The sequence below is a fragment of the Bacillus sp. RHFS10 genome (assembly GCF_016757475.1).
In the GTDB taxonomy this organism is placed as follows: Bacteria; Bacillota; Bacilli; order Bacillales; family Bacillaceae; genus Bacillus; species Bacillus subtilis_G.
Window position 1 is genome coordinate 247,966 of sequence record NZ_JAESPO010000003.1, and the last position, 15,516, is coordinate 263,481.

At 43.8% G+C, this 15,516-nt stretch carries 9 protein-coding genes; all 9 read right to left on the bottom strand.

All coding sequences use genetic code 11. The annotated features are described in order from the left end of the window. Position 1: 1 nt before the first annotated feature. Positions 2-703, bottom strand: coding sequence for a thioesterase II family protein (locus tag JMN17_RS13655; RefSeq protein ID WP_087991365.1), 702 nt, complete (start codon positions 701-703; stop codon positions 2-4). Beyond that, positions 700-1,683 (bottom strand): hypothetical protein, encoded by a 984-nt coding sequence (locus JMN17_RS13660; protein WP_087991364.1) that lies wholly within the window; start codon positions 1,681-1,683, stop codon positions 700-702. The genes JMN17_RS13655 and JMN17_RS13660 overlap by 4 nt, the downstream gene beginning before the upstream one ends. After that, complete coding sequence (locus JMN17_RS13665; protein WP_087991363.1) at positions 1,673-3,175, bottom strand: serine hydrolase domain-containing protein; 1,503 nt, start codon at positions 3,173-3,175, stop codon at positions 1,673-1,675. The genes JMN17_RS13660 and JMN17_RS13665 overlap by 11 nt, the downstream gene beginning before the upstream one ends. After that, positions 3,172-7,665, bottom strand: coding sequence for an amino acid adenylation domain-containing protein (locus tag JMN17_RS13670; RefSeq protein ID WP_242519904.1), 4,494 nt, complete (start codon positions 7,663-7,665; stop codon positions 3,172-3,174). Before JMN17_RS13670 ends, JMN17_RS13665 begins: the two co-directional genes overlap by 4 nt. An 84-nt stretch (positions 7,666-7,749) precedes the next feature. After that, entirely contained in the window at positions 7,750-8,943 is a 1,194-nt protein-coding gene (locus JMN17_RS13675) for an MFS transporter (RefSeq protein ID WP_087991361.1), read from the bottom strand. Between the two features lie 125 nt (positions 8,944-9,068). After that, positions 9,069-10,259, bottom strand: coding sequence for a CamS family sex pheromone protein (locus JMN17_RS13680; RefSeq protein WP_087991360.1), 1,191 nt, complete (start codon positions 10,257-10,259; stop codon positions 9,069-9,071). A 15-nt stretch (positions 10,260-10,274) separates the two neighbouring features. After that, positions 10,275-12,281 carry an NAD-dependent DNA ligase LigA gene (gene ligA, locus JMN17_RS13685; RefSeq protein ID WP_202328339.1) on the bottom strand — a complete coding sequence of 669 codons (2,007 nt, stop codon included), beginning with the start codon at positions 12,279-12,281 and terminating at the stop codon, positions 10,275-10,277. Between the two features lie 23 nt (positions 12,282-12,304). Continuing rightward, the gene (gene pcrA / locus JMN17_RS13690; protein WP_087991358.1) at positions 12,305-14,524 is read right to left on the bottom strand and encodes a DNA helicase PcrA; all 2,220 of its coding nucleotides are present in this window, start codon (positions 14,522-14,524) and stop codon (positions 12,305-12,307) included. A gap of 61 nt (positions 14,525-14,585) precedes the next feature. Continuing rightward, positions 14,586-15,272, bottom strand: a complete 687-nt coding sequence (locus JMN17_RS13695; RefSeq protein WP_087991357.1) for a heptaprenylglyceryl phosphate synthase — start codon at positions 15,270-15,272, stop codon at positions 14,586-14,588. Positions 15,273-15,516 lie beyond the last annotated feature (244 nt).

The following is a 15,516-nucleotide window of genomic DNA, read 5'->3' on the forward strand; positions in this document are numbered from 1 at the left end:
TTCACACCACTCCTGTCTGATTCAAAATTTGATTGATTTTAGCTGTCACTTCTTCTGTCTTCTGATTAATGAAAAAATGATCCCCTTCAAATTCGTAAAACCTGCATGACTGATCGGTGTACTGATTCCAGTCGGATAAATCAAACAGCACTGACGGCAGATCACGTTCTCCATACAAAACCGAAATATCGCAGGATAAAGGAGCAACAGTTGTATTCTTGTATGTTTCCAGCAACTCAAAGTCAGCTCTTAATATAGGAAGGAAAAAGTCAAGCACCTGCTCATTTTTGCTGAATTCTTCTGGCACACCCCCCATTTCAATAATCGCTTGTTTTAAAGCGGAATCTGAAAGCTGATGAAGCACTTTCTTTTCCGGGATGTGGGGCGGGAAACGTCCGGAAAAGAACATATGGATCGGCTGTTTATGTTCCGCGGCTAACTTCTTTTGCAGTTCATATGCAAGCAGCGATCCCATGCTGTGTCCAAAAATGGCATAATCCGAATGGCCCAAATGGGGTATTGCTTGTTCCAAAAGATCTTCCGCCACGGGTTCCGCATGATGCAGCAACGGTTCAGACATTCTCGTTCCGTGTCCGGGAAGTTCTAAGGCCACCAATTCAACTGACGCATCAAGAAACCTTTTCCATCCGCTGAAGATGGTGCTCGAACCCCCGGCATACGGCAGACAGAATAATTTGATCATTTGACCCTCTCCTCTTTACCAATATCCTTCAAACATTCAATATGGGCTGCTTCCAGCTCCAGCACTTTCTGCAGTGAATCTTTGATCCGGTCTTTATAACCAGAAGAAGATCTTCCTGAAAAATAAAGCTTAGCCGCAAGATGCCGCGCTGCTTCCCATTCATCAATAATGTCAGATGTCACAGCGGCAAGCTGTTCAAAAGCCGGAAGAAATGCGAGACGGTATCGCTCTGTTTTTTTCACATTTAAAATTCCATTAAATGAATGAAGGAGTTTTTCGCTGTCTCTTATGCCGTGAAATTCCTCAGTAAACCGGCTGAAGCTCGCCAAACCGGATAACATCCGATCTAAGTGCTCGGTGATGTTATGAACAAAAAAGGCAGCAGCATCTTTGAAAAGGCTTTGCCCTGAGCGATCCCTGCCCGGATCATAAGAAAAGGAGGCATAAGAATGAAAAGCGGCAGGAGTCTGGAAATAACGATGAAAGCCTTGATAGGCTTTGGCCAAATGATCATATGAAATGTGTCTGGCTTCATATGACAAGTTATCGGGATAACGGTTTTCAAGGGCAAGAGCAGTTTGATTTGCGTCATGTAAGCCATAAATCAGTATGCTGTTCCGATTATGCTTAGACATATATTCCTGTCTATAAGGCTGTGCATATGTATCCAACCAAATGATGACGGGTTTATTTTTAAGAACATCCCGTTTGACATCATCTATGAGACTGCTGCTCATCGATTGCTTATCCGCGCTTATTCCCTGCTGATTCATGACATACTCAGGATCGTAAACTTCTGTCCGATCGATTATTGGATAACCGTCTTCATCTAATTGATATGAATACACGTCATTTAAAAGATAAGGATAGATTTCTTGTTGAAACGAGCGAACCACGGAAAAATAACAGTTGAAAAAACAGCTTCGATAAAATAAATCGTTAAACGGCTGAATACCAGGGATGTATGCTTCACATTTCATGCGTTTCACTCCTTCTTGCGGCACGGTGATTGAAAAAGCATGCGGCTAAACCGAATAGACAGGAGGCAAAGAGCAGTATATAATAAACCGCTGCCAAATAAAGAAGAGAACCGGGCCCCCAAATAAATATCATGCTCCAAGGCAATCCATTAAAGGCGAAGACTGAAATGAGCTTAGGCGCCACTATTCCCGCTGCCAGCAAAATCCCCCAAAGCAGCGCCTTTATTCTGATTCGCTGCTGAACAGGAACATTTTTCGATTTTACGCTTTTTAGAAAAATATAAATTCTCCACAGCAAAACAATAAGCAATAAACTGAATAAAACCAGCATGGCAACCGCAACTTGATCAATGACCTGAAACGGGTCAGTGACAGAACCTGCCTGTTTTTGCTTTTGGTCGGCAACCACTTCTAAAACAGAACGTGCGATTTTCTCAGCGTACGCGCTGTTCATATTTGCCAAAACCCCTACAGCCGCATTATCGTTAGGGCTGATGATAATAAACGAAGAAAAGTTAGGGTTGGAGCCGGCATGGAACATTTCTTTGACTGCGCCCTTTTTTTCAAAAATTGACCATCCCGCACCATAATAAACGCCCGGCTCATCCGTTTTTACGCTTTTATCAGGCAGGTGGCTCTGCTCGATCAAACGGCTTATATCAGTGTCACTGCGATTGAGCTGAAAACGAAGCCATTTGGATAAATCTTCTGCGTTCGTGATGATATATCCAGCAGGCGTGTTCCCTCGATACTCAGGCGCATTATAGGCTCTGGCCTTTAGAAATCCAAATTTAAAACCTGATGATACATAGCCGGCCTGTCCAGCGTGACGTCCAGCATACGTGTTTGACATATCTAACTGCTTAAAAACGTGCTCAGCCATATATTGCTCGTACGGCTGGCCTGATGCCTGTTCGATGATATATCCCAGTACATCATAATTGATTGTGGCATATTCAAATGTGCTTCCCGGTTTATGGCTAAGCTCAACTCCTCTTAATCCCTTCGCCGTTTTCCCCAAGGCATCTTCTTTTGAATCAACTTTGATATCAGCTATCGATAAAAAAGGAATCCCGCTTGTATGATGCAGCAGCTGATCAATTGTGATATCTACTTTCTTTCCGTCATAAACTGGATAAAATCCGCTGATATACCGGCTGACAGGGTCATTTAGACTGATTGCCCCCGAACGTACAAGCTTAAGTACACCCAGTGCAGTAAACGCTTTAGAGGTTGAGCCCATCTCAAATAATGTCGAAGTAGTTACAGGGCGGCTATGCCTTTCGCCGGCATAACCAAACCCCTTTTCATATACAACATCATCTCCTTTTACCACTGTCATAGAGATCCCGGGTATTCCGCTTTCCTTCATTTGCTTTTTAATCAGGACGTCAATGCGCTTATCAACTGGCGTCTGAGCGTTTACCTGCCCGCCATCCCAGACTAGAATTGACAGACAAAAACATAAAACCAGCCATACGTTTCTCATCATTTGAACAAAGAATCCAATTCTTCAATAGATAATGAGGCGGTCTCGAAATCTGATGGCGTATATTCGACAGACTCTTGTTTACAACAATGTTCTGCCAGCTCCTTCAGCTGTAGAGAAAACTCATCTAAAAGCAGTTCCATATCTCCTGTTTGATAAAGATCGGTGCAGATTAAATCCAACGTTAGCTGTCCGTCATAGATTCCCGCTGTCAAATCAAGACTGACTGTCAAATCATTTTCCGGTGATGACTCGGCTCCTGAATTTAAATAAGTTATCCGGTATTCTGATTTGTCTGCTAAAAAACGGTCAACTTCTCCTAGATAATTAAAGCGCAGCTCAGGCTTCCTGTGAGCCGGCATTCGTTTACTCAAATAGGTGAGAGCGCCGTAGCCAATACCCTTTTTGGGAATGCTTCGCAGGTTTTCTTTCACTGACCGGATTTGCGCCGGCAGTTCAGCCTCTGCCTGAAATACGGCAGGATACATCGCTGTAAACCACCCGATCGTTCTTGAAAAATCTAAATCTTCTTTTATTGGTTCTCTTCCGTGACCTTCTAATTCCAAAGAAATAACCTCTTTGCCTGTGCAATGATGGCAAGCCCGGATTAACGCAGCGATAAGCAAATCATTGGTTTGGGTTTGATACGCCTCATTTGCTTCACTGAGCAGTTTTTGAGTCATCTGGCGGCTCAAAGCCCGTTTCAGTTTTAAGCTATTTTTAACTTTGGAATTTTCCGAACAAAACTCATAGAGAGGCTCAATCTGTTTCACTTTTTCATCCCAATAGCTGCATTCTTCTTCCGCTTCACGCGAATTAGCATATTCATGGATCGAATCTGAAAATTTTTGATAAGAATGTGTCTTTAAAGGAAGTCTCCCCTCTTCCTTCTTATCTATTGAATGTAAAAGAGTAAGAAAATCATCAATCAAAATTTGCCATGATACACCGTCCGTGATCAGGTGATGAGCTGTAAATAACAAATGCGTTTTTTTGTTTGCTTTGATCACTCCGGTTTTAAAAAGCACTCCATTGTATAGGTCAGTGCTTTCTCTCATTTCCTGTCCGATTACCGCTATTTGTTTGGTTTGCTCATCCTCGGAAAAATTAGACAGATCCCAGTATTCGGTATAAGGTTCGATATCTGTATTGTGATAAAACAAGGTATTCGTTTCTTTTTCTACATTCATTCGCAAGCTGTCGTGATGATTGATCAACATAGATAGAACCGCTTTTACATCTTCAAGATGAATCTCTTTTTCAGCAGTTAGCATAACCGATTGATGCCAGAAATGAGCGCACTTTAAATTCAAGGACCAGAACCATTGGGTAATCGGCGTTCCCATCACTCTGCCTTCTGCTTGTTGTTGAGAAATTGAAACCGATTGTTTGCTAGTCACGGCACTGACAAGTTCTCTAAATACGGGATATGTCATCATATCCTGAGTCTTGATAAAAAGACCTTTTTCTTTCATTTTTGAAACGAATTGAATGGCTTTGATAGAATCTCCGCCAAGCTGATAAAAATGATCCTCTGGGCGAATATCAGTCTGGCCGAGAATCTCCTTCGCGGTTTCTAAAAGAACCGCCTCCGCTTCTTTCTGCTCTTCAGTTAACAATCCATAATCTGTCTGCTCTTGAGACAGTATAGGGTCAGGGAGAGCTTCTCTGTCTGTTTTTCCATTTTGCGTCAGCGGAATCCGATCCATATGAATAAAGTAGGCCGGAACCATAAAAACAGGCAGTTTGTCAGAAAGCTTTTTCCGGAGCTCCAGCGCTGCCGTTTTGGTTGAGCTGACAACATATGCCGCCAATTGTTTTCTGCCCTGTGAATCATCAAAATCAATGACAACCGCCTCATCTATGTCTTCAAGCGAAAGCAGAGCTAATTCAATTTCTCCCAGTTCAATACGGTAGCCTTTTAATTTGATTTGATGATCTTTCCGCCCCGCATATTCAAGCAGTCCATTATTCGTTCTTTTCGCCAGATCGCCTGTCTTATACATTTTTCTTCCCTTCATGAAAGGGTTATCCAGAAAACGCTCGGTTTGCAAATCCGGACGCTTCCAATATCCTCTGGCGACATTATCGCCTGATATATACATTTCACCTTGAGTTCCCGGCAATACAGGCTGCAGCTGTTCGTCTAATAAATAAATTTCAGTGTTCTGCATCGGAATCCCTATTGGCACCGAAGCCTGCTGATCTTGTTTTAGGTCATATTTGTGGATCATACATCCCACTGTCGCTTCTGTCGGTCCGTATTCATTGAAAATCTCAATGCATTGATCTGATGATTCTGTTATTTGGCGTGCTAATAAAACAGGCAGCTGCTCTCCGCCGACGATCATTCTTTTTATAGAGGATTCTGACAAATTTTCATCTTTCAATAACGCTAAATGTGCTGGTGTCAGCTTGATAACAGCTGTTTTCTTTTCTTTTACGATTCGATGGAGTACAAACTCCGGTATATCTTCTTGTCTGTAAATGATGATTTTATTTCCTGTCACTAATGGGGTATAAATGGATGTAACGGTTAAATCAAAAGCTATGGATGAGTAGAGCGCAAAGCTATCATCTTGGGAAGAAGTGTAATTCTTTGAGGCTGATATAATGTAGTTTACAAGGCTCTGATGTTCGATCATCACGCCTTTCGGCTGCCCTGTTGATCCAGAAGTGTAAATCATATATGCAATGTCGGAAGGATCGTTCTTGATGTCTAACTGTCCCGTATCTAAATCATGAAACATGGCGCAGTCAAAACTGATTTTTTTCACTTGGCTTGGCAAACGGCAGTCTGTCTCAAAAAGCGGATCTGTGATAAAAAATGCCGCTTCGCTGTTTTCCAAAATATATTGAATGCGTTCGGCGGGATATTCGGGATCGATCGGCACATAGGCGCCGCCTGCTTTTAAAATGCCCAGCAACACAGCGATCAAATCGGGTGAATGTTTCATGCTCACGGCGGCAAAATGACCGCGGCTTATTCCTTTATGGATTAGGTAACGAGCAATCTGGTTGGAGCGTTCATCCAGTTCTTGATAGGAAACCTGTTTTGTTCCATCCTCAATCGCTGTATGAAACGGATACTGTGCGGCTTTTCCTTGAAATAATTGATCGATTGTGAGATCTTTCGGATAATCAGCCCGTGTCTGATTCCATTTCACGATTTCGTCTCTTTTTTCTTGTTCAGTTAATAGAGACAAATTCCTTAATTCCAGATCTGGATTCTCGATGACTGATAAAATCAAGCGCTGTAAACGTTCATTCAATAGCTGAATGTCCGCTTCGCTGTGATCGGATACCTTGTAGTCAAACTGCAATTCGATCGCTCCGCCTTCATCCCACTCTTTAACAGCGATCTGCAGAGAATAAGGCTGTGACCCGTTATATAATTCATCATATTCGACACGACACCCGCTTATATCAGAAGCCAGGTCGGTGTTATATGAATTCATATAAATTTGGAAAAGCTGGTCGTATCCCTGTTTTGCAAGCTGCAGTTCCTTCACCAATTCATCATAGGGGTATCGTTGATGGAGAAAGTATTTCATGTAATCGGAATTGACTTCTTTTAAAAAGTCCGAAAAACATACATCACTGTCTGTTTTCTTTCTGAACGGCATCGTACTGACCGTCATCCCTGCAGTGCTTTTTTCCTTCTTGCCTGATCTGTTTAATACCGGCGTGCCTATAATAAAATCATTCTCTCCGGTTACCTTGCTTAAATACCAAAACAACGATGCAGTAAACAAAGCGTTTAACGAAGAGCCTTGTCGTTGAATAAATTCATAAACTGCGGCAGAATGCTCTTGGTCAAGCTTATACCGCTTGCGCTTTCCGGCAATGTGTGCAGAGCTTTTTGACAGGAAGCTGTCCGGCAAGTGAGAAAATTCAGCTTTCCAGAACGCAGCATCTTTGTCATATCGTGATGAAGAAAGGTATTTTTTCTCTTTTTCTATAAGAATCGAATAATTGTCAGCTCCTTCTGTAAGAAGTTCACCGGATGTGAGCTGCATGTACAGATTCTTAATCTTATCAATGATGATTTTCATAGACCAGCCATCAGCGACAATATGATGGCATTTGATTAAATATCCGCATGTCGCTTCATCTGTTTGAAACACATAAAATTGAGCAAGTGCGTTATCATATAAAGAGAATGGTATTTTAAACTCCCGTTCTGCCCAATCCAGCATTCTTTCATAAGGATAATCCGTTTGGGTAAAATCGGCTGACGGCACTTGCGCCTGAGTTTTTCCGTCTATGTATTGAAGAACTGATTCTTCCTGCTTCACGAGCCGTATTCTGAGGGATTCTGTCTGTCTGATACAAAGCTGAATGGCTTTTTGTAATGTCTCCAGATTCAGCTTTCCATTGATTTGTATAAGGCCGCCGATATGATTAATAGCTGTATCAGGATATAAATTTTCGATATTTAAAATTCTTTTTTGATGATGAGAAAGAGGAAATAAATTCAATTTATCATTCAAAAATTCCCACCTCTTTACAAAAATATTTAACAACACCCATTTAAACATACAAAAATATCTTTGTAAATATTTATAATATATTGTCTATATTTGTTCATTTTTTAATTTTATTGATAGAAGTGCTGAAGCAGTAAAAATGATAAAATTCAAGAAAAAGACATATTGCACACCAAGCCAATCAGTAAGACTGCTCATAATTAAGATGGAAGCGCCGTATACAAATGTACTTATTGTATGCTGAGCAGACAGGATTTTCGGCAGCATTGTTTCGTTTATGTTCTCCTGTACATACGTTCTGATCGCAATCCCCCTGAGCTGAAATGATGGTCCCAGAATAAAGACAAAAAGCAGGGATGCCAGCGCATACTTGTTTAGTGCAAGACATAATGTGCAAGCGCCTATGGCAAGTGATGTCCATAAGATCATTGAGAACAGTTTTCCACTGATGTTTTTCGAAAGTTTCCATACAATTAAACCGCCTGTAATGGTGCCGGCGAAATAGCTTGCATTAATAAATCCCCACCATGTCTCACTTTTATGAAGCACTTCATCGACATAAACAAGAATGATGGCCCCAGTCCAAATGCTTCTGCCAAACATAGATAAAAGTTCTAGAACAGTCAGCATTCTGATGACAGGCATTTGATAAATCGCTTTCCAGCCAGCTGAGATTTTATCAATAAAAGACTCATTTTCTTCTTTTTCAGCATCTCCTTTCCCGGCATCCTTGACAAAAAATAAAGACACTGTCGAAGTGCCATAAAGCACAAAAGTCAGCATTAAAAGCAATTGGGGCCCGAGCCATTTGATCAAAATGCCGCCGAGCAGCCAACCGAGCAGGAGCACGATTTGATCAGAGGTTAATACAAGACTATTTGCTTTCAATAGCATGGATTTGGGAACAAAACGGGGAATCATAGAATTTCTGACCGGGATGGTTCCTCCATCTAACAGCGACATGAAAAATACGATCAAAAAAAAGATAAAAATAGATTTAAAATCTATGATAAATATAACAAGCAGCAAAGATAAAAGAATAGTTTGCGTCAGCTGCAAAAAAATCAAAATTTGTTTGAGCCTGTATTTATTAATAAAAACAGGTATAAATACTGCGCTTAATGACTGTCCGACAAATTGCATCATAGCCACAAGCGATGCCAAAAAAGCTGAGTCTGTGACTTGATAGGTGAATAGGGTCAGAACCAGCACATATAGAGAATCCCCTAAATTGGCAATCGATTGACCCGCCCATATGAAATAAAAGGATTTATTTTTCATAATTTCAACCCTTTTCTATTTTTAGAACATCATAACATAAATATATATCCCCTCCAATGATACCTAAATTCAACACAAACGCAAAATAACCCCAGCGCCGTTGCGACGCAAGGGGTTACCTTATTTTAGTCATAAATATGAACAGTCGGCTCTTTATCTCCTGCATTGCGGATAATGACCGCTTCCTGTCCATCTGAAGATTTGATATTCACTTCGAGATTAAGTGAGCTCTTAGAGTAGTAATCCATCACTTCACCCGTTAAGAACTGGGTAAACGCGACGACTTCACTTTTTCCATAGAATTGCATTGGAATGTCGATCTTCATTTTCGTCATTTCATCATTTTCATACAACGCTGCACCTACAACGCCTGTGTAGTTCGGGAAATACTCTTCGATTGAGTTTTTGAACCGCTTAAAGACCTCGGTGTCATCCGGGTATTTTTCTGCTGTGGTTGTATCCGCCGGATAAAAAACATAAGTTTCATTGATGTCATCCCAATTCGAGATATCCGTGGAGCCTGCTTTGACTTCTGTTTTGGAGATGAAGTTCCCCGGTACAATCGATGTTTTTGACGCCTGCTTGTAAAGCGCGATGGTGATCGGCACATTCTTCAGGTTATCTTTTTTACGGAGGCGGTTAATGACCTCCTGTGCGATTTTTTCTCCCTGTTTGCGGAGCGTGCTGTCCTTAATCTCCACCTCTTTTTGAGGGTCGCCTGTTTTTTCACGATAGTAATACACAGAGTTCAACGCCAGTCCGATCATCACGCCGCCAAGCTGGATGGAATTCTTGTCTTTTCTGACTAAATAATCGTGCTCCAGCATGGACGCTAAATAAACCGGGCTGCTTTCGTATTTCTCTTCTGTTGAACCGGAGTTTGGCAGCGCCGGGTTCAATCCTTCATTTTTGAAGTCTTTATCTTCTTTTTGGGCTTTTTTCAGATCTGAGCCTGTTTTTTTCCGTGCCAGCCAGCTTAATACTGTATCTTCATCTAAATATTGCCCTTCTTGGAACAGGTAATCTTCAGTCGAGAAAGAATCTTGGGCAAGACGCATCAGCCCTGTTTCAAACTCATCAATGTCCAGTCTTGTATTCAGCTGTTCCGTCGTCAAGCCTCGCGCTTTTCCCGCCTTAAATGGCAGCACCATTTTGTAATAGGAGTCAGAGATATTATATTTCGGGACAATCGCTTTTTCTGACGATTTCGCTGTCTTTTGCGTGATCTCTTCCTCCTTCTCCCCCCCAAAACCTGACGAGCAGGCAGACAGCATTAACACTGCCGCCGTTGCCGCCATTGCCAACGTCTTTTTCAATAGAAAACACTCCTCTTATTTCTTTAGCTCTCCTATTAACTGCTCTTCATTCCACACTTCAATGTCCAGCTCTTGCGCTTTTGTCAGCTTGCTTCCCGCCGCTTCTCCGGCGATGACCAAGTCTGTGTTTTTGCTGACGCTTCCAGTCAGCTTTCCGCCGAGCGCTTCGATTTGCGCTTTGGCTTCGTTTCTAGACAGTTCTTCCAGCTTTCCTGTCAGAACAATTGTTTTACCGGCAAAGTAAGAATCGCTGTCCTCTGCTTTTACTTTTTTCGGGCCTTTGTAGAGTGTGTTTACGCCCAGCTCCTGAAGTTCATTCAAGAGATCAAGCATTTCTTCTTTATGAAAATAAGTGATGACCGCGTCAGCCATTTTTTCACCGATTTCATCGATCGCGAGAAGCTCCTCTTTGGAAGCTTTTTTCAGGTTCTCCAAACTTTCAAAATGCATAGCGAGCGTCTTTGCGGCCTTTGAGCCGATAAAACGGATGCCGAGCCCGAATAGCAAGCGTTCTAACGAATTTTCTTTTGATTTTTGGATGGAGCCGATCAGGTTTTCAGTGGACTTTTCTCCCATTCGTTCGAGCTGAATGACCTGTTCCTTTGTCAGCTTATACAAATCCGCCACATTGCGAACAAGGTTCTCCTCAAACAGCTGTGTGATGACTCGTTCGCCAAGCCCGTCAATGTTCATGGCATTGCGGGAAACGAAATGGATCAGCCCTTCCCGGATTTGCGCCGGGCATTCAGGATTAATGCAGCGGAGCGCCACTTCTCCTTCGATACGAACGAGCTCGCTTCCGCATTCCGGACATTCCGTCGGCATGCTGAATTCCTTTTCTTCTCCCGTGCGCTGTTCAACTAGGACGTTTACGACTTCCGGAATGATATCGCCCGCTTTTTTGATGACGACCTTATCCAAGATCCGAATGTCCTTCTCTTTAATTAAATCTTCATTATGCAGGGATGCTCTTGAGACCGTTGTGCCGGCAACTTTTACCGGCTCGAGAACCGCTGTCGGCGTAATGACACCCGTTCTGCCGACATTTAATTCGATATCGAGAAGCTTTGTCACGACCTCTTCAGCAGGAAATTTATACGCGATGGCCCAGCGCGGGCTTTTCGCCGTAAAACCGAGCTCCTCCTGCTGATCGAGGGAATCTACTTTAATGACGATGCCGTCAATTTCATACGGGAGGTCAGCGCGCTTAGCCTGAAACTCATCGATCAGCGCGATGACTTCTTCTATGCTGCGGCATTTTTGTCGTTCCTGATTCGTTTTAAATCCGATTTCATCGAGAAAATCAAGTCCCTGGCTTTGCGTCTCCACCCCAATTTCATCAAGCTCCGCTATACTGTAGACGAAGATATCGAGATTTCGTTTCGCCGCAATTTTCGGATCGAGCTGTCTGAGTGAGCCCGCGGCGGCATTTCGCGGATTGGCAAACGGTTCTTCTTCATTTTTGATCCGTTCCTCATTGAGCGCTTCAAACGAAGGCTTCGGCATATACGCCTCGCCGCGCACTTCGATGGACAGACCACGTTTCATTTTGAGCGGGATATTGCGGATCGTCTTCAGATTCTCCGTAATATCCTCACCAGTCGTGCCATCACCTCTTGTGGCGCCTCTGGCAAAATAGCCGTCTTCATAACGGAGAGAAACAGCAAGACCGTCTATTTTCAGCTCCACATTATACGCCACATCGTCACCGACCGCCTGACGCACCCGGCGGTCAAAATCACGGAGATCATCAGCATTAAAGGCGTTGCCCAAACTGAGCATCGGCGTGCCGTGAGTGACTTTCTGAAACGCTTCAAGCACGGCTCCGCCGACACGCTGCGTAGGAGAGTCAGGCGTTCTGAGGTCTGGATGCTCCTCCTCGATCGCAATCAGCTCCTGCATCAATCTGTCGTATTCGGCATCAGGGACGCTCGGTTCATCTAAGGTGTAATATTCATAGCTATACTTGTTGATGGTGCGGCGCAGTTCTTCTGCCCGCTGCTTCGCTGTTTCTTGGTCCATCTGCTTCTTCCTTTCCTCTTCAATTACTGCTTTTCAATAGGAGCGAATGCCGCTAATAGGCGTTTTACGCCGACAGGGCTCGGGAAGGCGATATCAAGCTCCGTCCCTTCTCCTTCGCCTTTCACACTGACGACAGTTCCTGTTCCCCATTTTTTATGGCCGGCCTTATCTCCAACTGCCCAGTTTAAGGAGTCACCGCCTGTTTTGCCAGCGTAGGATACCGGACGTGAAACAGGGCCGCGTCTCGGCTGCATTTTTCTCGCAGACGGCGTTCTCGTTTCTTTTTTCTCATTTAGGTTTTCCAATAAATCATCCGGTATTTCAGCAATAAAGCGAGATTCCGGGTTCATATTTGTTCGGCCAAACAAGGTGCGCATTTTGGCGTTGGTCAGATAAAGCTCCTGCTCCGCTCTTGTAATCCCAACGTAAGCAAGGCGGCGCTCTTCTTCCATTTCCGCTTCCTCCATCAGTGAACGGCTGTGCGGGAAGACGCCTTCTTCAAGCCCCATCAAGAAAACAACCGGGAACTCCAGCCCTTTTGCGGCGTGCAGCGTCATCAGCGTGATCGCATCCTTGCCGCCGGATTCCTCTTCTTTCTGGTCGAGCTGATCGATATCGGCGATCAGTGCCAAATCTGTCAGGAACGCAACGAGTGTTTTATCTTCGCTTTTCTGTTCAAAGTTTTTCGTGACAGACAGGAACTCGTCGATGTTTTCTAAACGGCTTTGGGCTTCGATTGATTTCTCAGCCTTCAGCATTTCTCTGTATTCGGTCTTATCGAGAATTTCTTCTGTCAGCTCTGTAATAGACAAGTAGTCCTGCATATTGGTCAGGTTCTCAATCATCTGTCTGAAGCTGTCGAGCGCGTTGGCCGCCTTAGCGCTGACGCCGATAAAATCAACCTGCTGAATCGCTTGGAAAAACGACAAGCCGTTCATCGCCGCATACGAAGCGATTTTTTCAAGTGAAGTGGCGCCGACTCCGCGCTTCGGCACGTTGACAATACGTGTGAAGCTGATATCGTCATCCGGGTTGGATACGAGGCGCAGGTACGCGAGAATGTCTTTAATTTCTTTTCTGTCATAGAACTTTGTGCCGCCGACAATGTTATAGTTCAAGCCAGCTTTGAGAAGCGTTTCCTCAATTACACGGGACTGGGCGTTTGTCCTGTACAAAATGGCGATATCCGACAGCTTCCGCTTGCCTGAGCTGTGAAGCTGATAAATTTTACCGGCAACAAACTGTCCTTCGCCGAACTCGTTATCTCCGCGGTAGTAAGCAATTTTGACGCCATCATCGTTTTCCGTCCACAGATTTTTCGGTTTGCGGTTTGAGTTGTTTTTGATGACCTCGTTAGCCGCGCTCAAAATCCGTTTCGTTGACCGGTAGTTTTGTTCAAGCAAAATCACGCTTGCGTTCGGATAATCTTTTTCAAACGAAAGGATGTTGGCGATATCCGCGCCGCGCCATCTGTAGATCGACTGATCCGAGTCCCCGACCACGCAAAGGTTCTGGAAACGCTCCGCAAGCTGCTTAACAAGCATGTATTGGGCTCTGTTCGTATCCTGATACTCATCAACATGGATGTACTGGAATTTGCGCTGATAAAATTCAAGCACTTCCGGCACACGGTCAAACAGTTTAATCGTTGTCATAATTAAATCATCGAAATCGAGCGACTGGTTTTTCAAAAGCTTTTTCTGATAATCAGCATATACGTCGCTGACCACCTGATCGTAATAACCGCCGGCAACTTTAGAGAATTCCTCCGGTTCGGTCAATTCGTTTTTCGCACCGCTGATCGTGCCCAGGATGCTTCTCGGATCAAACTTTTTCGGATCAAGATTGCGTTCCTTCAAAATCCCTTTGATGACCGAAAGCTGGTCCGCCGTATCAAGGATGGAGAAATTGCGGTTGATCCCGATCCGGTCGATATCTCTGCGCAAAATCCGCACGCACATGCTGTGGAATGTGGAAATCCAGATATCGTCCGCGCCCGGTCCGAGAATGCTTTCCACACGTTCTTTCATTTCTCGTGCCGCTTTATTTGTAAATGTGATCGCCAGAATGTTCCACGGCGCCACATGTTTTTCCGCCATTAAAAAAGCGATTCTGTGTGTCAGAACACGCGTCTTTCCGCTTCCCGCTCCCGCCATCAGCAAGAGGGGCCCGTCCGTTGTTTTTACAGCTTCCTGCTGAACAGGGTTTAATCCGCTTAATAATTGATTGCTAATGTAATTCAAAATTCGTTCACCCGCCTATACAAAACATATGTTCTATCATAAACCAAATCCGTACAATTTACTACTCGCCTTTCACAGCCGCTACTGTTTTTAAAGCCCGGTCAAAATCTTCATACACCGCATTGCCTACAACAACCACGTCCGCATGCTCCGCAAACTGCTTTGCCGTTTCCGCGTCCTTGATGCCGCCGCCGTAAAACAGGGTGGACGTTTCCAATACAGCCTTCGTTTTCTTCACGGCTTCTATGTCTCCAAGCATACCGCTGTATTCCAAATAAAAAATGGGAAGCTGCAGCAGCTCAGACACACGCGCATAGGCGGCAATATCGTCAACACTCAGATCGGCATTCGCCTCAGTTAATGCAGCCGCTTTGCAATCCGGATTTGCGATGCAGTAGCCTTCCGCCACAATTTCTTCCATAGACATCAGTTCTCCGTATTCCTTCATGGCCTTCTGGTGCATTCCGACAATCCAGTCCGCGTTTTTGCTGTTTAGTACACTCGGAATAAAATATAAGTCAAAGCCGGGAACGATCGCTTCAATCGCTGACACCTCAAGGACACACGGCACTAAAAACCGTCTCACCTTTGACATCATGCGCAAGACATTGTCCTCTGTCACACCATCGCTTCCTCCGATAATGACCGCATCCGTTCCTGATTCACAAAGAATCTCCAGCTGTTCATCAGGCAAATCTTTATTTGGGTCGAGTTTAAAGACATGCTTCCACTCCGTTACATCGTACACGTCATACGTTCCTCCATTCGTTTGTTACCATTTAAACATTATAACAAATTCACATAGCGCGTAAAAACGGAAAAAGCCGTTAATCTCGTTATTCACTGAAAAAGGTGTTTTGATTCTTTTTTCATAAAAAAAGAAAGCTCTAGAAAGCCTTCAATAGCATCAAGGCCTAGGCAAATGACTCCCTTCTGTTATTGTTTGGAAAGCGCTCAACTGTGGAAAAGGTTACATAAAAAAGGGAGGATGA

Coding starts and splice junctions, on each gene's coding strand:
- JMN17_RS13655 (WP_087991365.1), bottom strand. CDS start 703: ATGATCAAATTATTCTGTCTGCCGTATGCCGGGGGTTCGAGCACCATC.
- JMN17_RS13660 (WP_087991364.1), bottom strand. CDS start 1,683: ATGAAATGTGAAGCATACATCCCTGGTATTCAGCCGTTTAACGATTTA.
- JMN17_RS13665 (WP_087991363.1), bottom strand. CDS start 3,175: ATGATGAGAAACGTATGGCTGGTTTTATGTTTTTGTCTGTCAATTCTA.
- JMN17_RS13675 (WP_087991361.1), bottom strand. CDS start 8,943: ATGAAAAATAAATCCTTTTATTTCATATGGGCGGGTCAATCGATTGCC.
- ligA (WP_202328339.1), bottom strand. CDS start 12,281: ATGGACCAAGAAACAGCGAAGCAGCGGGCAGAAGAACTGCGCCGCACC.